The organism is Streptomyces sp. NPDC051207 (assembly GCF_040682395.1).
Lineage (GTDB): Bacteria > Actinomycetota > Actinomycetes > Streptomycetales > Streptomycetaceae > Streptomyces.
On record NZ_JBFBAX010000021.1, the window covers coordinates 1 to 21434 of the forward strand.

Below are 21434 nucleotides of genomic sequence, written 5' to 3' on the forward strand. Positions count from 1 at the left end.
GGACGCGGATCACGCACCGCCGGAACCAGACCCCGCACCCGCTCCACCACCCGACGCAGATGCTCCGGCGTCGTACCACAGCAACCACCCACCAGGGACAGGCCGTAGTCGCGGACGAAGCTCTCCTGCGCCTGGGCCAGCTCGGGGGCGGTCAGCGGGTAGTGGGCGCCGTCCGAGGTCAGGACGGGCAGGCCCGCGTTCGGCATGCAGGACAGCGGCACGCGCGCGTGGCGCGAGAGATAGCGCAGGTGCTCGCTCATCTCCGCCGGGCCGGTGGCGCAGTTCAGGCCGATCATGTCGATGCCCAGCGGCTCCAGCGCCGTCAGCGCCGCACCGATCTCCGACCCCAGCAGCATCGTGCCCGTCGTCTCCACCGTCACCGACACGATCAGGGGCACGTCGTGACCGGTGGCCTCCATCGCGCGCCGGGCGGCGACGACGGACGCCTTGGTCTGCAGCAGGTCCTGCGTGGTCTCCACGAGCAGCGCGTCGGCGCCGCCGGCGAGCAGGCCCTCGGCGTTCTGCTGGTAGGCGTCGCGGATCGCGGCGAAGGTGGTGTGGCCGAGGGTGGGCAGCTTGGTGCCGGGACCCATCGAACCGAGCACCCAGCGCTGCTGCCCGGTCCGCTCCGTGAACTCGTCCGCGACCTCGCGGGCGATGCGGGCGCCCGCCTCGGACAGCTCGACGATCCGGTCGGCGATGTCGTACTCGCCGAGGGCGGCGAGGTTGGCGCCGAAGGTGTTGGTCTCCACGCAGTCCACGCCGACGGCGTAGTACTCGGCGTGGACAGTGCGGACGATGTCCGGGCGCGTCACGTTGAGGATCTCGTTGCAGCCCTCGAGGTTCTCGAAGTCCTCGAGCGTGGGGTCCTGGGCCTGGAGCATGGTGCCCATCGCCCCGTCGGCGACCACCACACGGGTGGCGAGCGCCTCACGGAGGGCGGACGCGCGGGTCCGGCTGTCGGCAGTGGGGGTCGGCGGCAACGAGGCCATGAAAGGGCTCCCTTTGATGCGACGGCTGTCGGCTTTGCGGCTGCCCGGAGCCGGCTCACCTGGAGCCCCCGGGGCATGACGCACGCCGCCAGGGTAGCCGGGACGGGGGCCCGATGGTCAGAGGGTCCACAGGCCGGACGAGGATGGCGGACGGCGCGGCACCCGCCACGCCGGAGCGCGCACCCGTCACGCTGGGGGCGGCACGCGCCACGCCGGAGGCGCGCCCGTAGGGATGTGGCGCGGCATCCACCACGCCGGGCGTGGCCGCCGGCCGTGGCGGGATTCGGCCGATCATTGGCAACAGGTCGGCAGCGACCGGTAGTGTTCGACATTGCCGAACGGCGGCAGCGACGTCGTGAGTCGACGCTCGAAGGGGACGGAGGCAGGACGGCGATGGCACGGAACATCCAGTCGCTCGAACGGGCGGCCGCGATGCTGCGGCTGCTCGCGGGCGGCGAGCGGCGGCTCGGCCTGTCGGACATCGCCTCGTCCCTGGGCCTCGCCAAGGGCACCGCCCACGGCATCCTGCGCACCCTCCAGCACGAGGGCTTCGTCGAGCAGGACGAGGCCTCAGGGCGCTATCAGCTGGGCGCCGAGCTGCTGCGGCTGGGCACGACCTACCTCGACGTGCACGAGCTGCGGGCGCGGGCCCTGGTGTGGACGGACGACCTGGCCCGCTCCAGCGGCGAGAGCGTCTACCTGGGCGTCCTGCACCAGCAGGGCGTCCTGATCGTGCACCATGTCTTCCGGCCCGACGACAGCCGTCAGGTCCTGGAGATCGGAGCCATGCAGCCGCTGCACTCCACGGCCCTCGGCAAGGTCCTGTCGGCCTACGACCCGGTGGCGCACAGCGAGGCCCTGGAGGCCGACCGCAAGGCGTTCACCGACCGGACCGTCTGCGAGCTGGACGCGTTCGAGCAGATCCTCGACATGACGCGCGCCCGTGGCTACGCGGCGGACGTCGAGGAGACCTGGGAGGGCGTCGCGTCCGTCGCCGCCCCCATCCATGACCGGCGCCGCATGCCGGTCGGCTCGGTCGGCATCACCGGTGCCGTGGAGCGGCTGTGCCGGGACGGCGAGCTGCGCCCCGACCTGATCGCCGCCGTGCGCGACTGCGCCCGCGCGGTGTCCCGGGACCTGGGCGCCGGGCGCTTCTAGCACCGGGTCGCCACGCGCGTGCGTCACCGGGGACGCCGGCGATGCGGCCGCAGGTGCTGCCGCGCCGGGTCGCCACGCGCGCGTGAGCAGGGGCGCCGTGCCGCGTTCCGGGCCGGTCGTGCCCCGACGCATCCTCTGCCGCAGCCGGGGAATCGATAGTCACTGACGATCAATAACGATCGTGCTTTCGATTACAGAACCCTTGACGCACGTGCGAGGCCAGAGCAAGACTCCCGTCCATCGGTCGGCATTGTCGAACACCTACCGGCAATACGCGCTAGAGTGTGACGACGCCAAGGGCCGGCATCGCTCTCATCACCTGAGGGCGCCAGAACTCCCGGAGGGGGTTCGGCTTCCCCTGGACGAAGGACAAAGGAGTCGCGGGTGTCCAGCTCCGACATCTTCATCGGCGAGACCATCGGTACCGCCGTACTCATCCTGCTCGGCGGCGGGGTCTGCGCCGCCGTGACGCTGAAGGCCTCCAAGGCCCGCAACGCCGGCTGGCTCGCCATCGCCTTCGGGTGGGGCTTCGCCGTCATGACGGCGGTGTACATTTCCGCGCCGCTCTCCGGCGCCCACCTCAACCCGGCGGTGACGGTCGCGCTCGCCGTCAAGGACGGCGAGTGGGGCGACGTACCGGTGTACTTCGCCGGCGAGCTCCTCGGCGCGATGATCGGCGCGGCGCTGGTCTGGGTGGCGTACTACGGCCAGTTCCTCGCCCACCTCACCGACCGGGAGATCGTCGGCGGGCCCGGCGCGCAGGACACCACGGTCAAGGCCGTCGAGGCCCAGGAGAAGGGCGCGGGCCCGGTCCTCGGCGTCTTCTCCACCGGCCCCGAGATCCGCAACCCGGTGCAGAACCTCCTGACGGAGATCATCGGCACGGTCGTGCTGCTGCTCGCGGTCCTCACCCAGGGACTGAACGCCGAGGGCGACGGCCTCGGCCCGCTGGGCGGCCTGATCACCGCGCTCGTGGTGGTGTCGATCGGCCTGTCCCTCGGCGGCCCGACCGGCTACGCGATCAACCCGGCCCGCGACCTCGGCCCGCGCATCGTGCACGCCCTGCTCCCCCTGCCCAACAAGGGCGGCTCCGACTGGAGCTACGCCTGGGTCCCGGTGGTCGGCCCGCTGATCGGCGGTGCCCTGGCGGCGGGTATCTACAACGTCGCCTTCGCATGAGCATCATCTCCGGGAGCCCCCCGGCTCCCCCGAAGGCAGCGCGACCCGCCGCACACCCCGCCCGCAACCACGGAACTTCCAGGAGCACACAGTGACCGACGCGCACACCGCCGGCCCGTTCATCGCAGCCATCGACCAGGGCACCACCTCCAGCCGCTGCATCGTCTTCGACCGCGACGGACGCATCGTCTCCGTCGACCAGAAGGAGCACGAGCAGATCTTCCCGAAGCCGGGCTGGGTCGAGCACGACGCCACCGAGATCTGGACGAACGTCCAGGAGGTCGTCGCCGGAGCCGTCGCCAAGGCCGGCATCACCCGCGACGACATCAAGGCCATCGGCATCACCAACCAGCGCGAGACGACCGTGCTGTGGGACAGGAACACCGGCGAGCCCGTCCACAACGCCATCGTCTGGCAGGACACCCGCACCGATACCCTGTGCAAGGAACTGGGCCGCAACGTCGGCCAGGACCGCTTCCGCCGCGAGACCGGCCTGCCGCTGGCCTCCTACTTCGCCGGCCCCAAGGCCCGCTGGCTGCTCGACCACGTCGACGGGCTCAAGGAGCGCGCCGAGGCCGGCGACATCCTCTTCGGCACCATGGACAGCTGGGTCATCTGGAACCTGACCGGCGGTGTGAACGGCGGCAGGCACGTCACCGACGTCACCAACGCCTCCCGCACCCTGCTGATGAACCTCCACACCATGGAGTGGGACGACAGGATCTGCGAGTCCATCGGCGTGCCGAGGCAGATCCTCCCCGAGATCCGCTCCTCCGCCGAGGTCTACGGCGAGATCACCGGCGGCAAGCTGGGCGACCTGCTCGGCGGCATCCCGGTCGCCTCCGCGCTGGGCGACCAGCAGGCGGCGCTGTTCGGCCAGACCTGCTTCGCCGAGGGCGAGACCAAGTCGACGTACGGCACCGGCACCTTCATGGTGATGAACACCGGTGACAAGATCATCAACTCCTACTCGGGCCTGCTCACCACGGTCGGCTACAAGATCGGCGGCCAGGACACGGTCTACGCCCTGGAGGGCTCGATCGCGGTCACCGGTTCGCTGGTGCAGTGGATGCGCGACCAGATGGGCCTGATCTCCACCGCCGCCGAGATCGAGACGCTCGCGCTGTCCGTCGAGGACAACGGCGGCGCCTACTTCGTCCCGGCCTTCTCCGGCCTGTTCGCCCCGTACTGGCGCTCCGACGCCCGCGGCGTGATCGCCGGCCTGACCCGGTACGTCACCAAGGCGCACCTCGCGCGCGCCGTACTGGAGGCCACCGCCTGGCAGACGCGGGAGATCGCCGACGCCATGACCAAGGACTCCGGCGTGGAACTCGCCGCGCTGAAGGTCGACGGCGGCATGACCTCCAACAACCTGCTGATGCAGACGCTCGCCGACTTCGTGGACGCCCCCGTGGTGCGCCCGATGGTCGCGGAGACCACCTGCCTCGGCGCCGCCTACGCCGCCGGTCTCGCCGTCGGCTTCTGGAACAGCACCGACGACCTGCGCGCCAACTGGCGACGGGCCGCCGAGTGGACGCCCCGCATGGACGCGGACATCCGCGACCGTGAGTACAAGAACTGGCTCAAGGCCGTCGAGCGGACCATGGGCTGGCTCGAGGACGAGGAGTAAGAACCCGACATGACCATTCAGCCCACCCTGCAGTCCGTGCCCGCCCTGGGCACGCGCCCGGCCCACGGCGTGGGTCCGAGCCGCGCCGAGACCCGCGAGCAGCTCGCCAAGGCGTCGTACGACCTTCTCGTGATCGGCGGCGGCATCCTGGGCATCTCCACCGCCTGGCACGCCGCGCAGGCCGGCCTCAGGGTGGCTCTGGTCGACGCCGGCGACTTCGCCGGTGCCACCTCCTCCGCGTCCTCCAAGCTGCTCCACGGCGGCCTGCGCTACCTGCAGACCGGCGCGGTGAGGCTGGTGGCGGAGAACCACTTCGAGCGCCGTGCGGTGTCCCGTCAGGTGGCCCCCCACCTGGCGAACCCGCTCACGTTCTACCTCCCCGTCTACAAGGGCGGGCCGCACGGCGCGGCGAAGCTCGGGGCGGGCGTCTTCGCCTACTCCGCGCTCTCCGCCTTCGGCGACGGAGTGGGCCACCTGCTGAGCCCGGCGAAGGCCGCGCAGGACGTGCCGGAACTGCGCACCGAGAACCTCAGGGCCGTGGCCGTGTACGGCGACGACCAGATGAACGACGCGCGCATGGCGCTGATGACGGTCCGCGCGGCCGTCGAGGCGGGCGCGGTCGTGCTCAACCACGCCGAGGTGACCGGCCTGCGCTTCACCAGGCGCCGGGTCACCGGGGCCGAGCTGCGCGACCGGCTGTCCGGTGACGAGTTCGGGGTGAACGCCCGTCTGGTGCTGAACGCGACCGGCCCGTGGGTCGACCACCTGCGCCGCATGGAGGACCCGGACGCGGCGCCGTCGATCCGGCTGTCGAAGGGCGCGCACCTGGTGCTGAAGCGCACCTCGCCGTGGAAGGCCGCGCTCGCCACCCCCATCGACAAGTACCGCATCACGTTCGCCCTCCCGTGGGAGGACATGCTGCTGCTCGGCACCACCGACGAGGAGTTCGAGGGCGACCCGGCGGACGTCTCCGTCAACGACAGGGACATCGCGCAGATACTGGACGAGGCCGCGTTCTCCGTCCGCGACCAGCAGCTCGACCGTGACCTCATCACGTACGCCTTCGCCGGGCTGCGGGTGCTGCCGGGCGGCCCCGGTGACACCGCGAAGGCCAAGCGCGAGACCGTGGTGACCGAGGGCAGCGGCGGCATGCTGTCCGTCGCGGGCGGCAAGTGGACGACGTTCCGGCACATCGGCCGCACGGTGATGCGCAAGCTCCAGTCGCTGCCGGGGCATCCGCTCGGCGACGACGTCGAACCCGTCTCCGCCCTGCCGAAGAGGCTGCCGCTGCCGGGTGTCGCCAACCCGCGCGCGGTCGCCCACCGGCTGCTGGTCGACAACCCGGCGCCGGGCCCGCGCATGGCCCCCGACACCGCCCGGCACCTGGCCACCCACTACGGCTCGCTGGCCTTCGACATCGCCCGCCTCGCCAACGAGAACCCCGAACTGGGCGAGCGCGTCCACCCGGACGCCCCGGAGATCTGGGCGCAGGTCGTCTACGCCCGGGACCACGAGTGGGCCGAGACGGCGGACGACGTGCTGCGCCGCCGTACGACGCTCACGATCCGCGGGCTGGCCACGGACGAGGTCCGCGCGAAGGTCCAGGAGCTGCTGGACAAGGAGTAGCCGTTCCCCGGGCGAACGGGCCGCGGGTGTTCCGGGGCGGTGGCCGGGGCAGTGATGGGGGCACTGCCCCGTGCAAGGGGGCTGCGGGCGCCCGCGCGCCACGCCGTAAGGTTGGGGCGTACGTGAGGGCACGTCGGAAGGAGGCACTGGGTGATCGAGCTCGAGGGGGTTCCCGAGCTGATCGACCCGGTCATGGTGGCCGCGTTCGAGGGCTGGAACGATGCCGGCGACGCCGCCTCCACCGCGGTCGCGCATCTGGAACGGGAGTGGAAGGGCGAGGTGTTCGCGGCGCTGGACGCCGAGGACTACTACGACTTCCAGGTCAACCGCCCCACGGTGTGGATGGACGCCGGCGTCCGCAAGATCACATGGCCGACGACGCGGCTGTCGGTGGTGCGGGTCGGCGGTGACAAGCCGCGCGACCTGGTCCTGGTCCGGGGCATCGAGCCGTCGATGCGCTGGCGCTCGTTCTGCAACGAACTGCTCGGCTTCGCCCATGAGCTGGGCGTCGAGCTGGTGGTGGTGCTGGGCGCCCTGCTGGGCGACACCCCGCACACGCGTCCGGTCCCGATCAGCGGGACGACCTCCGATCCGGACCTGGCGCGCAGGATGGGCCTGGAGGAGACGAAGTACGAGGGGCCCACGGGCATCGTCGGGGTCCTCCAGGAGGCCTGCACGCACGCCGGTGTCCCGGCCGTGTCGCTGTGGGCGGCCGTCCCGCACTACGTGTCGCAGCCCCCGAACCCGAAGGCGACGCTGGCCCTCCTGAACCGCCTGGAGGACCTGATCGACGTGCGCATCCCGCTGGGCGAGCTGCCCGAGGACGCGCGCGCCTGGCAGGTGGGCGTGGACCAGCTGGCCGCCGAGGACAGCGAGGTCGCCGAGTACGTCCAGACGTTGGAGGAGGCCCGGGACACCGCGGAGCTGCCGGAGGCGTCGGGCGAGGCGATCGCCCGCGAGTTCGAGCGGTATCTGCGGCGCCGGGACGGCGGAGGCGGCCCGACGGGGCCGGCCGGGCACGCCACCGCGGAGGGCGGCGAGGGCCCGCCGGGCTCGCCGTACCTGCGGGACAACCCGAGCGGCCGTACCCGGCCGCCGAAGCCGCCGAAGGCGGGCAGCCCCGACGACGAGGACCCGGCGGAGGACTGAGCAGGCAGGACGAAGGGGCGGTGCGCGGAGAGGCGCACCGCCCCTTCGTCGTGCCGGCCACCCTCTAGAGGGCGACGCCGAGCAGTGCGTCCACCGCGCGGGAGACCACGCCGGGCGCGCCCTCGTCCGTGCCGCCCGCGGTCCGCTGGAGCTCCACCCAGCGGTCGACGGCGGCGAGCGCGGCCGGGGCGTCCAGGTCGTTCGCCAGGGCCTCGCGGATCTCGTCCACCAGGGTCTCGGCGGGCGGACCGTCGGGCCGTGAGACCGCGGCGCGCCAGCGGCCGAGCCGCGCGAGGGCGTCGCGCAGCACCTCGTCGGTCCACTCCCAGTCGGCCCGGTAGTGGTGGGCGAGCAGGGCGAGGCGGACGGCGGCCGGGTCGACGCCCTCGCGGCGCAGCTGCGACACGAAGACGAGGTTGCCCTTGGACTTGGACATCTTCTGGCCGTGCAGCGCCACCATGCCGGCGTGCACGTACGCCTTGGCCATGGGGAACTCGCCGGTGAGCGCCTGGGCGTGCGAGGCGCCCATCTCGTGGTGCGGGAAGACCAGGTCGGAGCCGCCGCCCTGGACGTCGAAGCCCATCCCGAGGTGGTCGAGGGCGATGGCGACGCACTCGATGTGCCAGCCGGGCCGGCCGCGGCCGAGCGAGCCGCCGTCCCAGCTGGGCTCGCCCTCGCGGGCCGCCATCCACAGCATGGGGTCGAGCGGGTTCTTCTTGCCCGGCCGGTCGGGGTCGCCGCCGCGCTCGGCGGACAGCAGGCGCATCGCGGCGGCGTCGAGGTGGGAGACCGAGCCGAAGTGCGGGTCGGACTCGACCGAGAAGTAGATGTCCCCGTCGAGGTCGTAGGCGGCGCCGGCATCGCGCAGCCGCTCCACGAGCGGGACGATGCCGGGTATCGCCTCGACCGCGCCGATGTACTGCTGGGGGGGCAGCATCCGCAGCGCCGTCATGTCCTCACGGAACAGGGCCGTCTCCCGCTCGGCGAGGTCGGCCCAGTCCAGGCCGTCCCGCTGCGCGCGCTCCAACAGCGGGTCGTCGACGTCGGTGACGTTCTGGACGTAGTGAACCTGCCGCTTGGTGTCGAGCCACACGCGCTGTACGAGGTCGAACGCGTTGTAGGTCGCCGCGTGACCGATGTGGGTCGCGTCGTACGGGGTGATGCCGCAGACGTAGATACGGGCGACGGGACCGGGGTCGAGGGTGACGAGGCCGCCGGTCGCGGTGTCGTGGATCCTCAGGTCGCGGCCCTGACCAGGCAGGGCGGGGACCTCGGAAGCGGGCCAGGCATGCATGCCAAGAGCGTAACCGGACGGATGTTCCCCGCACGATCGGGTAGGAGCCGGATGGCCGGTACGGCACTCTTGCGCCGTCCCGGCCGCTGTGCTGCCGGGACGGCGGGGCGTCACACCGGCGGCCAGGGGATCGCCGGCCACTCGCCGCTCGGCTCCGGGTGGGTGCCGGAGGCGAGCAGCGCGTCGACACGCGCGCGCGTGGCGTCGAGTTCGGCGGCGGTGATCAGCGGGGCGAGCCGCGCGGCGAGGGTCCCGCCCTCGGCGAGGCCGCCGCGCAGGTCCTTGAGGACGTCGGTCGCCTCCGGGGGCAGCGGCTCCCCCGCCCAGCCCCACAGCAGCGTGCGCAGCTTGTTCTCGGCGTGGAAGGCGACCCCGTGGTCGATGGCGTGCAGCCGGCCGTCGGCGGTGGGCAGCAGGTGGCCGCCCTTGCGGTCGGCGTTGTTGATCACGGCGTCCAGCACGGCGAGGCGCCGCAGCCGCTCGTCGTCGGCGTGCACGAGCAGCGCGGTGCGTCCCTCGCCCACCTCGGCGAATCCGATCGCCTTCCAGCCGGGTCCGGGCTCCTCGCCCTCCACCAGGGCGAGGAGTTCCGCGTCGGGCGCCGCCTCGATCCACAGCTGGCACATGCCCTCGCCGTAGGGCCCGTCGCGCAGCACGGTCGGCGGCACGAGGTCCCAGCCGGTCGCCCGGGACACCTCGTAGGCGGCGACCTCGCGGCGGGCCAGGGTGCCGTCGGGGAAGTCCCACAGCGGCCGTTCGCCTGCGACCGGCTTGTAGACGCAGGACGCCTGCTGCCCGTTCAGGGTCACCGTGCAGTACAGCGCCGCGTTGGACGCCTCACGGATGCGTCCGCGCACGGTCAGCTCGCCCGCGGCGAGCAGGTCGGCGGCGGCCGGGCCGGTGGCCGTCACGCTCCGCGGCGGTATCCGTTCTGGCGCGGACATACGTGTCCTTCCGGGTCGAGCGGGAGGCTGCACAGCGGGCACGGCGGCCGCCCGGCGTTGACGACGTCGAGGGCGCGCTTGGCGAAGGCCCGGGCCTGCGCGCCGGTCAGCCGGACCCGCAGCATCGGGGGCCCGTTCTCCTCGTCCTGGAGCAGCCGCTCCTCGGCCTCGGCGAGGTCCTCCTCGGAGTCGGCGTCCAACTCCACGAGCGCCTGCGCCTCGACGATCATGCACTGACTCTCGCCGTCCCAGGCGAGCGCCATGGTGCCGACCCGGAACTCCTCCTCGATCGGGGTGTCCAGCGGTGCGGTGTCGGCGACCTCCGTGGGTGCCACGGCGGGCACGGCCGCGCTGCCGCCGCTGCGCCGTACGACCTCGTCGAGCAGCTCTTCCATGCGCTCGGCGAGCGCGGCGACCTGGGTCTTCTCCAGGGCCACGCTGGTCACCCGGGAGCCGGCGGAGGCCTGGAGGAAGAACGTACGGCGCCCTGGCAGTCCGACCGTACCGGCCACGAAGCGGTCCGGTTGGTCGTAGAGGAACACCTGACGGGACACGTCCTGTCTCCATGGGGATCGGGGGAATCGAGAGGATCGAGCGATCGAGGCACTGGGGTCGGGCGAGGACGAGGACTGCGCGGGAAACGTCGGGAGGGTGGTCACGGCAACGGCCGACCGCTTCACCCTACTGCGGCCGACGATCACGGCGCGCCCGCACCACCTCCCACCGGGGCGTCACCGGCGGGCGGCTCCTCGCGCGGCACGAGGGACGCGAAGTCGCCGGTGTCGCCGAGCCGGAGGAGGAACGGCCGCAGGCGGGTGTAGCGGATCGCGGTGATGGAACACGGTTCAACGGCAATCCGCTGGAAGAGGTCGAGATGAAGTCCGAGTGCGTCCGCGACGAGCGACTTGATGATGTCGCCGTGCGAGCACATGAGGTACACGGCGTCGGGGCCGTGGTCGCGCTCCACGCGCGCGTTCCACTCGCGCACCGCCTCGGCGGCCCGGGTCTGCATCGCGCGCATGGACTCGCCGCCGGGGAACTGCACGGCCGACGGATGGGTCTGGACGACGTCCATCTGCGGCTCGTCCATCAGCTCGGCGAGCTTGCGGCCGGTCCAGTCGCCGTAGTGGCACTCGCCGATGCGCTCGTCGGTGTGCGCGGTGAGGCCGGGGCGGGCCTCAAGCAGCGGGCGGATCGTCTCCTGGCAGCGCTGCAACGGGCTGCTCACGACCTCCGAAAGGGGGAGCCCGGCGAGCCGGCCGGGCAGCGCGGCGGCCTGCGCGGCGCCGCGTTCGTCGAGGGCGACGCCGGGCGTCCAGCCGGCGAGCAGTCCCTCGGTGTTGGCGGTGGAACGTCCGTGCCGGACCAGGATCAACGTGGGCATGCGGCCCAGGGTAGGCGTACGCCGCGACGCGGTGACGCCCGAGCGACAGGAGAACGCGCCGAGTGATCGTCGACTGCGCCATCTACCGCGACGGACAGCGGGCCCAGGGCCCCGAGGACCTCTCCGACGCCCTGGCCGAGGCACGCGGGGCGGGGGGCTTCGTGTGGATCGGGCTGCACGAGCCGTCGGAGACCGAGTTCGACCTGGTGGCGGAGGAGTTCGCGCTGCACCCGCTGGCCGTCGAGGACGCCCTCAAGGCCCATCAGCGGCCCAAGCTGGAGACGTACGAGGACTCACTGTTCCTGGTCCTGAAGCCGGTCTTCTACGAGCCGCAGAGCGACACCGTCTCGACCGGCGAGGTCATGATCTTCCTCGGCGACTCGTTCGTGGTGACCGTCCGGCACGGCGAGGCCGGCCCGCTGAAGACCGTGCGGCGCCGCCTGGAGCAGGAGCCGGAACTGCTCGCCAAGGGCCCCACCTCGGTGCTGTACGCCATCGCCGACGCGACCGTCGACCACTACCTGGAGGTGGCGACGGAGCTGCAGACCGACCTGGAGGAGCTGGAGGCGGAGGTGTTCTCGCCGGACGACGGCGGCTCCCGGCACACCGCCTCGCGGATCTACAACTTCAAGCGGCAGGTCCTGGAGTTCCGCCGGGCGACCGGCCCCCTCGCGGCGCCGCTGAACCGCCTCGCGGCGTCGGGACCGCTCGGCTCGGTGCCGTTCGTCAACGACAAGGCACGCCCGTTCTTCCGCGACGTGCACGACCACGTCACGCGCGTGAACGAGTCGGTGGAGGCCCTGGACCGGCTGGTGTCGGACATCCTGTCGGCGCACCTGGCGCAGATGAGCGTCCGTCAGAACGACGACATGCGCAAGATCTCCGCGTGGGCGGCCATGGCCGCGGTCCCCACGATGATCGCGGGGGTCTACGGCATGAACTTCGACCACATGCCGGAACTGCGCTGGGAGTGGGCGTACCCGGCCGTGATCGCGCTGATGGCGGTCCTGGAGGTGCTGCTGTACCGGCTGTTCAAGCGGCGGGGCTGGCTGTAGGGGCAGGCGCAGGACGGCCCGCCGCGCCCGGCCCGCGCGAGGCGCGGGCCTCCCGAGGGGGTCGCCCACGCCGATGCCCTTGACCGTGGCCCGCGCGTGCGGCGTGGCAACTCCCCGTGGCAGCGGGCAAGGTGGTGGTCCTCGTCACGGCGGGGGCGTAACCGGGCGGGGCCGCGCGCGTTGTTCCCGGTGACGGCCGTGGCGGGGAAGACCCCCGAGCCCCCACCACGGCCGCTGAACTCTCAGGCGAGGCCCGCGCGTTCCAGGGCCTGCGTGCCGGCGCGGAGCGCGGTGAGGCGCTCGTCGAGCGTGAAGCCCGCCGGGGCCAGGGTCAGCGTCGTGACACCCGCCGCCGCGTAGGCCTTCATCCGGTCCGCGATGCGGTCCACCGAACCGAGCAGCGTCGTGGAGTCGATCAGGTCGTGCGGTACGGCCGCCGCGGCGCCCTGCTTGTCGCCGGACAGGTACGTGTCCTGGATCTCGGCGGCCTCCTTCTCGTAGCCCATGCGCCGGGCGAGCTGGTTGTAGAAGTTCTGCTTGCGGCTGCCCATGCCGCCGACGTACAGGGCGGTGTACGGCCGGAAGGTGTCGGCGAGCGCCGGCACGTCCTTGTCGTCGCCGACGGCGAGCGGGAGCGTCGGGCAGACGTCGAAGCCGTCGAGGGTCTTGCCGGCCTTCTCGCGCCCGGCGCGCAAGTGCTTGATCGCGGTGTCCTCGAGGTGGTCGGCCGACGGGAAGATGAGCAGGGCGCCGTCGGCGATCTCGCCGGTCTGCTCCAGGTTCTTCGGGCCGATCGCGGCGATGTAGAGCGGGATGTGCTCGCGCTGCGGGTGCACCGTGAGCTTGATCGGCTTGCCGGGGCCGCCGGGCAGCGGCAGCGTCCAGTGCTCGCCGTCGTGGGTGAGGCGCTCGCGGCTCATGGCCTTGCGGACGATCTCCACGTACTCACGCGTGCGGGAGAGCGGCTTGTCGAACTTGACGCCGTACCAGCCCTCGGAGACCTGCGGTCCCGAGACGCCGAGGCCGAGGCGGAAACGCCCGCCGGACAGCGAGTCGAGGGTGGCGGCGGTCATCGCGGTCATCGCGGGCTGGCGGGCCGGGATCTGGAAGATGGCCGAGCCGACGTCGATGCGCTCGGTCCGGGCGGCGACCCAGCTGAGCACGGTGGCCGCGTCGGAGCCGTAGGCCTCGGCGGCCCAGCAGACGGCGTAGCCGAGCCGGTCGGCTTCCTGGGCGACGGCGAGGTTGTCCCCGTCCATTCCGGCGCCCCAGTAGCCGAGGTTGATCCCGAGCTGCATGGCCGATCCCCTTACTGATGAGTAACGTCCGTTGGGGAGACCTTAGCGCGGGCCCGGCACGGGCGGGGAGTGCGGGCGCCGGCGGGACGAAATCGGTTGTCCACAGGCCCCCACGCGACAGGTTCCGGCCAGTAATCTCGGCGCTCATGGAGCAGAGGCATCTCGGTCGCACCGGCCTGCGCGTGTCCCGCATCGGTCTCGGCACCCTCACCTGGGGCCGGGACACGGACGAGCACGACGCCGCTGACCTCTTGAAGACGTTCTGGGAGGCGGGCGGCAGCCTGGTCGACACGGCGGACGTGTACGGCGACGGGGAGGCCGAGTACCTGCTCGGGAAGCTGATGGACGGGCTCGTGCCGCGCCGGGACCTGGTGATCTCCACCAAGGCGGGCAGCGTCCCGGACCCGGACCGCCGGTTCGACGGCTCGCGCGGCCACCTGCTCTCCGCGCTGGACGCCTCGCTCTCCCGGCTCGGCACCGACCACGTGGACGTGTGGCACGTGCACGCCTTCGACCCGTACACCCCGCTGGAGGAGACCCTCCAGGCCCTCGACCTGGCCGTCAGCACCGGGCGCGCCCGCTATGCCGGGGTGTCCAACTTCTGCGGCTGGCAGCTCGCCAAGGCGGCGACCTGGCAGCTTGCGGCGCCGGGGGTGCGGACCCGGCTGGCGAGCACGCAGATGGAGTACTCACTGCTGCAGCGCGGCGTGGAGCGCGAGGTGCTGCCCGCCGCGCTGGACCTGGGGGTGGGGCTGCTGCCGTCCTCGCCGCTGGGGCGCGGGGTGCTGACCGGCAAGTACCGCGGGGCCGCGCCGCCCGGTTCGCGGGGGGCGTCCGAGCACCTGGCGCCGTTCGTCGCGCCGTACCTCGACGACACCGCGAGCCGGATCGTGGACGCCGTGTCGACGGCCGCCGACGGGCTCGCGGTGACACCGCTGCAGGTCGCCCTCGCCTGGGTCCGCGACCGGCCGGGGGTGGTCGCGCCGATCGTCGGCGCGCGCAACGCGCAGCAGCTCACGGCGGCATTGTCAGTGGAGGCGCTTAGTCTTCCTGACGAGATCTGCCGAGCGCTCGACGACGTGTCGGCGCCGGTGCACCGCTATCCCGATCACGACTGGAGCACGCTGTGAGCACGGAGCCCGAGACCACGGAGGAGACGGAGCCGGGGGCGCCGAGGGCTGCCGCTGGGGGCGGCGAGTCGTCCCGGGGTGACGGCGGGGGCAGCTCGACGGGGGCGGGTGCGGCTGGTGCGTCGGCTGAGGGTGAGGAACCGGCCGGGGCCGAGGTCAGGGGGACGGCCGGGGCGGGGGAAGCGGGCAGCGCGGAGGACACTGTCGCCCCCGGGGACGCCGGGGCGTCGTCGCAGGCCGACGGCGGGGGTGACCCGACCGGCGGTGCCGGTGAGCCGGATGCCACCGGCACGGCGGGCGGGGACGGTGGGGGCGGCGCGGGCGCCGCTGAGTTGTCGGAGGCCGAGGCCGAGTTGCTCGCCCAGCGGCTGGAGCGCGAGCGCATCGAGCGACGGAAGGCCGAGAAGAAGACCCCGATCGAGGCCGGCGCCAAGCTCAGCGGCACGGCGGCCGACCTGCTCGCCGCCGTACGGGCCGTGGAGAGCGGCGACAAGCCGGTGACCGCGGTCTTCGCCGAGCCCGATCCCGCACCGCGCCGCCCCGCGCCGGAGCCGGTGCGCCGGCCGCAGCCGGTGGCGGCCGGGGCCACGCCCGCCGCGCCCGCGCCGGAGACCGTCGAGGGTGTACGGGCCGTGCTCGGGCGGGGCGGCGCGCCGGAGACGCTGGCACCGCAGGTCGCGGCCGTGCTGGCCGAGGGCGCGCAGGAGCAATTGGCGGACGACCCCTGGCAGTTGCTGCGGGTGCCCGGGGTCCGGCCCGAGCAGGCCGACGGGTTCGCGCGGGCGCTGCTCGGCCCGGAGTGCGGTCCGGACGACGAGCGTCGGGGCCGGGCGGTCACGGGCTGGCTGCTGGAGCAGGCGGCGCTCGCCGGGCACACGGCGCTGGAGATGCCCACGCTGACCGCCGCGCTGGCCAAGCAGGGCGTGCCGGACCCCGACTCCGCCGTGCAGGGCGCCCTCGCGGAGGGGGACGCCCTGGTCTTCCAGGACGCCCTGGACGAGCCGGGCGCACCGGCACCGGCCCCCGCCAGGGACGCCGAGGACGGTGAGGACGGTGAGGACGGCGAGGAGGAGGAACGGCCGGTTCGCGTCCTCGTCGGTCTGGAGCGGTACGCGCTCGCGGAGGAGTCCCTCGCCGACGGCCTGGCCCGGCTGGTCAACTCCGTGCCGAAGGAGGACGGTTCGGCCGCGGAGTGGGAGCGGGCCGCCGCGGCGGCCGGGGGCTCGGCCGGTGAGCTGATCCGCGCCGTCGCGGGCCACGGCCTGGTCCTGCACACGGGCGGCGAGGCCTCCCTCGCCGAACCGGCGGCGCTGCTGCGCACGGCACGCGGCCTCGGGCTGCGCGCCTGGGCCGCCGCCCACGGCCCGCTCGGCCGGAACCGCTTCGCGGCCCTGCTGCGGACGGCCGGGGCCGACGGGGCGGACGGGCCCGCGGTCGCCACCGTCACCGGTCTGCTGGCCGGGAGCGAGGGCCCGGGGCGGGACGCGGACGGTGCACTGGACCTGGACCTGCTGGTGGTGCTGGACGCGCCGCAGCTCGACGTCGAGTCGGCCGCCCTGCTCACCGAGTCTCTGCCGGACGGGGCCCGTCTCGTGCTGGCCGGGGACCCGGCGGTGCTGTGGTCCGTCGGCCCCGGCAGGGTGTTCGCGGACCTGCTGGCCGCCAAGGTGTGTCCGCAGATCGCCTCGCGGCGGCCCGACCCCGGCCCGCTGGGCGAGCTGGTGTCCGCCGTCGGCGTCGGCGAGCTGATCGAGGTCGAGGCGCCCGGCAAGGAGGTCGTGATCGTGCCCGTGCGGGACGCGGGCGAGGCCGTGCACCGGACCGTGCAGCTCGTCGCGGACTCGGTGCCGCGGGCGATCGGCGTCCCGGCCGAGGAGACGCAGGTGATCACCGTGGGGCACGGCGGCGCGGTCGGCACGCGCGCGCTCAACGCGGCGCTGAAGGAGCGGCTCAACCCCGGCCCGGGCCGCTTCGGCGGCTTCGACCCCGGCGACCGGGTCGCCTACTCCCCCGCCCCGGGCCGCACGCTGCCGGGCCGCGTGGTCAAGGCCGACGCCGACGGGCTGCACCTGTCCTGCGCGGGCGAGGCCGTGGTCGTACCGAAGGAGCGGGTGGAGCAGACCATGCGGCACGGGTGGGCACTGACCGCGCACCAGGCGGTGGGGGCCCGCTGGCCCGCCGCGGTCGTCGTGCTGCCCGGCGACGCCGCGCAGGCACTGAGCCGCCCCTGGGTCTACACCGCGTTCAGCCGCGCCGACCGCCACCTGTCCGTGGTGCACGGCGTGGAGCAGGCGCTGCCCAGGGCCGTCGCGGAGGTCCCGGCGAAGCCGCGCACGACCCGGCTGCCCGCGCTGCTCGCCCCGCAGGTCCCGACCACGGGCTGAGCCCCACACCGGGCACACCGGACGCGGACAGCGGACAGCAACGGCGGCGGCCACGGGGAGGGTCCCCCGCGACCGCCGCCGTCATCGTGGAAGCGACCGTGCGTGTCGTCGCCGTCACCGTGAAGGTGAGCGCCCGCGCCGCCGTGCGCGTGCCGGCGCGCCGCTACCGGTCCGCGTCCAGCGGCTCGAGATCGTCGTCCTCGCCCAGGACGTCGGCGTCCGGCCCGTCGGCGTCGACATCGGGCTCGTCCTCGTCGTCGTCATCCATGTCGATGTCGTCGTCGAACACCGCGCTGACGTCGAAGCGGCACACCACCCGCTGCGCGTCGACCTGCTCGAACGGCGCCTCCAGCCACTCACCGGCGTCGGCCGGCTCGTCGGCGGCCGTCACCCAGAGCGTGGAGTCGCCCTCCTCCAGACCGAATTCCTTGTGCCGGGAGGCGATCTCGTCCGGTTCGAACTCGCCGAACAGCAGGCCCAGCGCCCCGTGGACGGTGCCCGAGATGTCCGCGCCGCTGTCGTCGTCCGCCGCCTCGATCCGCTGGGCCTGCGCCAGCAGCCGCTGCGGCTCCGCGACGGTGTAGTCACGGCGGATCAGCACGCTCAGCGCGTTCGGCTCCTCGGGGCCCGTGTACGGGGGTGCGTCGTCCGTACCGGGGATCTCGAAGGGCGTGACCTCGTCGTAGCGGTCGTAGAGCAGCTCGTCGTACGCCTCGGCGGCCGCGGCGAGCTCGTTGAACGCCTCGTAGACGGCGGGGTCGTCCTCACCCGACCGGCGTTCGACCGCGGCCAGGTGGCGGTCGAGCGCGGTCTTGACCGCCTCGGCGGCGGCACGTACCTCGGCAGCGGTGGGCTGCGCAGCATCAGACATACCGCAGACGCTATCCGTACCGGGCGGCTGCCCGCACAATAGATGCGATGCCGGAATACGAATTTGTCGACGTGTACCTGCCGCGCGGGGTCTCCCGCAAGGAGACGACGCGTCTGCTGACCGACCATGCCGAGTACGGACACTGGGAGTTGTACCGCCTGAGCCTGCTGCGCGACGGCAGCCGCAGGGTGCGCCTGCGGCGGCGGATCATCCGCCAGGTCCGCGCCACCTGGTGAGACGGACGTCCACGGGACGGCGAGAACACGCCTGGACGCTGGACGACAAGGCGAGAAGAGACGACGCGAGACGAAAAGGGAGCGGGTCCCGCCGACGCGGGCCCGCTCCGCCATACCTTGACGACGACGGCCGTTACGCCGAGGCGCGTGCCCTGCGGTACAGCACCGCGCCCGCGAGCAGCGCGCCCGCACCCGCCGGCAGGACGACTCCGAGCGGCAGGCTGCCACCGGTCTCGGCGAGCTGGTCGCCACCCTGCCCGGTCTGCGGGCCCGGCTCGTTGTCACCCGGGGTGGACGGCTTGCCGGGACGGCCCGGCTCCTCCGGGCTGCCGGGCTTCTCGGGGTGGCCCGGCCGCTCCGGCTTACCGGGCTGCTCCGGCTTCCCGGGCGGAGGCGTCTCGGGACCACCGCCGGGCTGCGTGGTGTGGCCGTCGGAGTCGTTCTCGCAGCGGTTGCCGAACGACGGGTTGAGGGCGCCCACGACGTTGACCGAGTTGCCGCAGACGTTCACCGGCACGTCGACCGGCACCTGGACGTTGTTGCCCGAGCCGACGCCGGGCGAGCCGACGGCTTTGCCGTCGGCGTGCGACCCACCGCCGCCCGTTCCGGCGCCGGGCGAGCCGTGGCCGCCGCCCGGCGAACCGTCGTGCGAGCCGCCGCCGGACGAGCCGCCGCCGCTCTCGTTGGCGCACGAGTTGCCCATCGACGGGTTGAGCACGCCGACGACGTCGACGGTGTTGCCGCAGACGTTGACCGGTGCGTGCACCGGCGCCTGCACCGAGTTGCCGGACAGCACGCCCGGCGAACCCGAAGCGCTGCCGTGCGCCCCCGAGTCGGCGTGGGCGGCGCCGCCCACCCCGGCGAGCACACCGGTCGCAGCCACCACGGTCATGAGGCCCTTGCGGGTGACCTGTCGCATTCCTTGATTCCCCTGCTTTCGCGCTTGGCTCGGAGTCCCCGAATTCCCCGGATCTCCTCGTGCTTCGCGGGTGCTTGGCTCCCGCGAAAGACCGGACGGCCCCGGAGCGCATGGCGCGCACTCCGGGGCCGACGGTGTGGACGCCCCTCAGCGGGTCGACGTCACTTGTTGATGCAGACGTTGCCGAAGGCGGGGTTCAGCGCGCCGATCACGTTGACCGTGTTGCCGCAGAGGTTCACCGGGATGTGCACGGGCACCTGGACAACGTTGCCGGACAGCACGCCCGGGGAGTGCACGGCGGCACCCTGCGCGCCCGCGTCGGCGACGGCCATGCCCGCGCCCGCGAGAACCAGTCCACCCGTGGCGACCGCGGCAGCGACGACCTTCTTGATCATTGTTCCTCCTTGTTGGCAATGCGGTCTCAAAAATCGCGGACCGCATGACCAGTAACGAGGAGGATGTAATGAGGCTACGAACCTATCGTCACATTCACCCTTTCCGGGACCCGTCGCACACACTGCCGAATACGGTCAGGACGCGTCCAGGAACCGGTCGAGCACGCGTACGCCGAATGTCAGGCCGTCCACCGGCACGCGCTCGTCGACGCCGTGGAACATGCCTGCGAAATCCAGCTCCGGCGGCAGCTTGAGCGGCGCGAAGCCGAAGCAGCGGATGCCGAGGTCGTCGAAGGACTTGGCGTCGGTGCCGCCGGACAGCATGTAGGGCACGGCCCGCGCGATCGGGTCCTCGGCGCGCAGCGCGCTCTGCATGGCGTCCACGAGGCGGCCGTCGAAGTCGGTCTCCAGCGCCTTGTCGGCGTGCACGTCCTCCCGCCTGACGCGCGGGCCGAGGATCCGGTCGAGGTCGGCGAGGAACTCGTCCTCGTAGCCCGGCAGGAAGCGGCCGTCGACGTGCGCGGTGGCCTGGCCGGGGATGACGTTGACCTTGTAGCCGGCGCCGAGCATGGTCGGGGCGGCCGAGTTGCGCAGTGTGGTGCCGATCATGCGGGCGATGCCGCCGAGCTTGGCCAGGGTGTCGTCCATGTTCTCGGGGTCGAGCTCGGTCCCGAGCGCGTCGGACAGCTCGTCCAGGAAGGCCCGTACGGTCTTGGTGACGCGGACCGGCCACTTGTGCCGGCCGACCCGGGCGACCGCCTCGCACAGTTCGGTGATGGCGTTGTCGTCGTTGGTCATGGAGCCGTGCCCGGCCGTGCCGTCCACGGTGAGCCGCATCCAGTGCATGCCCTTCTCGGCGGTCTCGACGAGGTAGAGCCGCAGCTTCTCGTTGACGGTGAAGGAGAAGCCGCCGACCTCGCCGATCGCCTCGGTGACGCCCTCGAACAGCTCGGGGTGCCGGTGCACCAGGTGCTTCGCGCCGTACGTGCCGCCCGCCTCCTCGTCGGCGAGGAAGGCGAGGACGACGTCCCTCGGCGGCTTGCGGCCGCTGCGCAGCCGGTCGCGGACGACCGCGAGGGTCATCGCGTCCATGTCCTTCATGTCGACGGCGCCGCGCCCCCACACGCATCCGTCGGCGATCTCGCCGGAGAAGGGGTGGTGGGTCCAGTCGTCCGCGTTGGCGGGTACGACGTCGGTGTGGCCGTGGATGAGCAGCGCGGGCCGCGACGGGTCCTCGCCCTCGATGCGGGCCACCGTCGAGGCGCGTCCGGGGTGCGACTCGATGATCCGCGGCTCCAGTCCCACCTCGGCGAGCTTCTCGGCGACGTACTCGGCGGCCTTGCGCTCGCCGGGGCCCGAGTGGTCGCCGTAGTTGCTGGTGTCGATCCGGATCAGCTCGCGGCAGAGGTCCACGACCTCGTCCTCACCGGTGACGCCCTTGGCCGTGTCCGTCTCGCTCACGTGCTTCCTCCCGCTGTCCCTGCCGGCCGGTCCCCCTCATCCTCCACCTCCGGGCCGCCCCGCCCAAGACCGGTCCCGCCCCGTCACACGCCGTTCACGGGGGGACGGGGGTGATCGGCCACCTCGGAAAGCCTGGTAAAGTTTCCTCTGTCGCCGCGGGCACGCCCGCGCGACGGACACCTTGTCCGGGTGGCGGAATGGCAGACGCGCTAGCTTGAGGTGCTAGTGCCCTTTATCGGGCGTGGGGGTTCAAGTCCCCCCTCGGACACACGAAGCGTGAGGGCCGCGACCGCGAGGTCGCGGCCCTCGGGCGTTTCCCGGGAGGGTGA

The 21434-nt window shown here is 72.9% G+C and carries 19 protein-coding genes and 1 tRNA gene; 10 read left to right on the forward strand and 10 right to left on the reverse strand.

All coding sequences use genetic code 11. The features are described 5' to 3' along the window. Positions 1 to 992 (reverse strand): homocysteine S-methyltransferase family protein (locus AB0M97_RS20660; RefSeq protein ID WP_365962363.1); only part of this gene is annotated, 992 nt, incomplete at its 3' end. Positions 993 to 1385: 393 nt separating this feature from the next. Between AB0M97_RS20660 and AB0M97_RS20665 the strand changes: the two genes are divergently transcribed. The 5 genes from AB0M97_RS20665 to AB0M97_RS20685 all read left to right on the forward strand — a co-directional run bounded on the left by AB0M97_RS20665 (position 1386) and on the right by AB0M97_RS20685 (position 7734). After that, on the forward strand, positions 1386 to 2150 hold the full coding sequence (locus AB0M97_RS20665; protein ID WP_365962364.1) for an IclR family transcriptional regulator: 765 nt from the start codon (positions 1386 to 1388) through the stop codon (positions 2148 to 2150). Positions 2151 to 2534: 384 nt separating this feature from the next. Beyond that, a complete protein-coding gene (locus tag AB0M97_RS20670; protein ID WP_365962365.1) occupies positions 2535 to 3329 on the forward strand; it encodes an MIP/aquaporin family protein in 795 nt (264 codons plus the stop codon). Positions 3330 to 3420: 91 nt separating this feature from the next. Next, positions 3421 to 4959, forward strand: coding sequence for a glycerol kinase GlpK (gene glpK / locus AB0M97_RS20675; RefSeq protein WP_365962366.1), 1539 nt, complete (start codon positions 3421 to 3423; stop codon positions 4957 to 4959). A gap of 9 nt (positions 4960 to 4968) precedes the next feature. After that, positions 4969 to 6585: a glycerol-3-phosphate dehydrogenase/oxidase gene (locus tag AB0M97_RS20680; RefSeq protein WP_365962368.1), complete on the forward strand. Its 1617-nt coding sequence runs from the start codon at positions 4969 to 4971 to the stop codon at positions 6583 to 6585. Between the two features lie 150 nt (positions 6586 to 6735). Next, on the forward strand, positions 6736 to 7734 hold the full coding sequence (locus tag AB0M97_RS20685) for a PAC2 family protein (RefSeq protein WP_365962369.1): 999 nt from the start codon (positions 6736 to 6738) through the stop codon (positions 7732 to 7734). A 64-nt stretch (positions 7735 to 7798) separates the two neighbouring features. Here AB0M97_RS20685 and mshC read toward each other — a convergent pair whose 3' ends face one another. The 4 genes from mshC to AB0M97_RS20705 form a co-directional block, all read right to left on the reverse strand. Further along, a complete protein-coding gene (mshC, locus tag AB0M97_RS20690) occupies positions 7799 to 9028 on the reverse strand; it encodes a cysteine--1-D-myo-inosityl 2-amino-2-deoxy-alpha-D-glucopyranoside ligase (protein WP_365962371.1) in 1230 nt (409 codons plus the stop codon). A 110-nt stretch (positions 9029 to 9138) separates the two neighbouring features. Beyond that, a complete protein-coding gene (locus AB0M97_RS20695; RefSeq protein ID WP_365962372.1) occupies positions 9139 to 9972 on the reverse strand; it encodes an SCO1664 family protein in 834 nt (277 codons plus the stop codon). Next, entirely contained in the window at positions 9936 to 10526 is a 591-nt protein-coding gene (locus AB0M97_RS20700) for a DUF3090 domain-containing protein (protein ID WP_365962373.1), read from the reverse strand. Before AB0M97_RS20700 ends, AB0M97_RS20695 begins: the two co-directional genes overlap by 37 nt. Positions 10527 to 10669: 143 nt before the next feature. Continuing rightward, positions 10670 to 11356 (reverse strand): histidine phosphatase family protein, encoded by a 687-nt coding sequence (locus tag AB0M97_RS20705; RefSeq protein WP_365962374.1) that lies wholly within the window; start codon positions 11354 to 11356, stop codon positions 10670 to 10672. Between the two features lie 62 nt (positions 11357 to 11418). Between AB0M97_RS20705 and corA the strand changes: the two genes are divergently transcribed. Then, positions 11419 to 12411: a magnesium/cobalt transporter CorA gene (corA, locus tag AB0M97_RS20710; RefSeq protein ID WP_365962375.1), complete on the forward strand. Its 993-nt coding sequence runs from the start codon at positions 11419 to 11421 to the stop codon at positions 12409 to 12411. 242 nt (positions 12412 to 12653) lie between these two features. Here the strand turns inward: corA and AB0M97_RS20715 are convergent, their stop codons facing one another. Next, positions 12654 to 13709, reverse strand: coding sequence for an LLM class F420-dependent oxidoreductase (locus AB0M97_RS20715; RefSeq protein ID WP_365962376.1), 1056 nt, complete (start codon positions 13707 to 13709; stop codon positions 12654 to 12656). 146 nt (positions 13710 to 13855) lie between these two features. On the opposite strand from AB0M97_RS20715, the gene AB0M97_RS20720 reads away from it, so the two are divergent. After that, positions 13856 to 14839 carry an aldo/keto reductase gene (locus AB0M97_RS20720; RefSeq protein ID WP_365962377.1) on the forward strand — a complete coding sequence of 328 codons (984 nt, stop codon included), beginning with the start codon at positions 13856 to 13858 and terminating at the stop codon, positions 14837 to 14839. Next, a complete protein-coding gene (locus AB0M97_RS20725; RefSeq protein WP_365962378.1) occupies positions 14836 to 17223 on the forward strand; it encodes a helix-hairpin-helix domain-containing protein in 2388 nt (795 codons plus the stop codon). The genes AB0M97_RS20720 and AB0M97_RS20725 overlap by 4 nt, the downstream gene beginning before the upstream one ends. Positions 17224 to 17386: 163 nt before the next feature. Here the strand turns inward: AB0M97_RS20725 and AB0M97_RS20730 are convergent, their stop codons facing one another. Beyond that, positions 17387 to 18094, reverse strand: a complete 708-nt coding sequence (locus tag AB0M97_RS20730; protein ID WP_365962379.1) for a hypothetical protein — start codon at positions 18092 to 18094, stop codon at positions 17387 to 17389. 47 nt (positions 18095 to 18141) lie between these two features. On the opposite strand from AB0M97_RS20730, the gene AB0M97_RS20735 reads away from it, so the two are divergent. After that, positions 18142 to 18330: a DUF5703 family protein gene (locus AB0M97_RS20735; protein ID WP_190206279.1), complete on the forward strand. Its 189-nt coding sequence runs from the start codon at positions 18142 to 18144 to the stop codon at positions 18328 to 18330. Positions 18331 to 18463: 133 nt separating this feature from the next. Here AB0M97_RS20735 and AB0M97_RS20740 read toward each other — a convergent pair whose 3' ends face one another. The 3 genes from AB0M97_RS20740 to AB0M97_RS20750 form a co-directional block, all read right to left on the reverse strand. Then, positions 18464 to 19249, reverse strand: a complete 786-nt coding sequence (locus AB0M97_RS20740; protein ID WP_365962380.1) for a chaplin — start codon at positions 19247 to 19249, stop codon at positions 18464 to 18466. Positions 19250 to 19410: 161 nt separating this feature from the next. After that, positions 19411 to 19644, reverse strand: coding sequence for a chaplin ChpH (gene chpH / locus AB0M97_RS20745; protein WP_365962381.1), 234 nt, complete (start codon positions 19642 to 19644; stop codon positions 19411 to 19413). A 135-nt stretch (positions 19645 to 19779) separates the two neighbouring features. Continuing rightward, the gene (locus tag AB0M97_RS20750) at positions 19780 to 21105 is read right to left on the reverse strand and encodes a M20/M25/M40 family metallo-hydrolase (RefSeq protein ID WP_365962382.1); all 1326 of its coding nucleotides are present in this window, start codon (positions 21103 to 21105) and stop codon (positions 19780 to 19782) included. Positions 21106 to 21288: 183 nt separating this feature from the next. On the opposite strand from AB0M97_RS20750, the gene AB0M97_RS20755 reads away from it, so the two are divergent. Continuing rightward, a tRNA-Leu gene (locus tag AB0M97_RS20755) sits at positions 21289 to 21373 on the forward strand. Positions 21374 to 21434 lie beyond the last annotated feature (61 nt).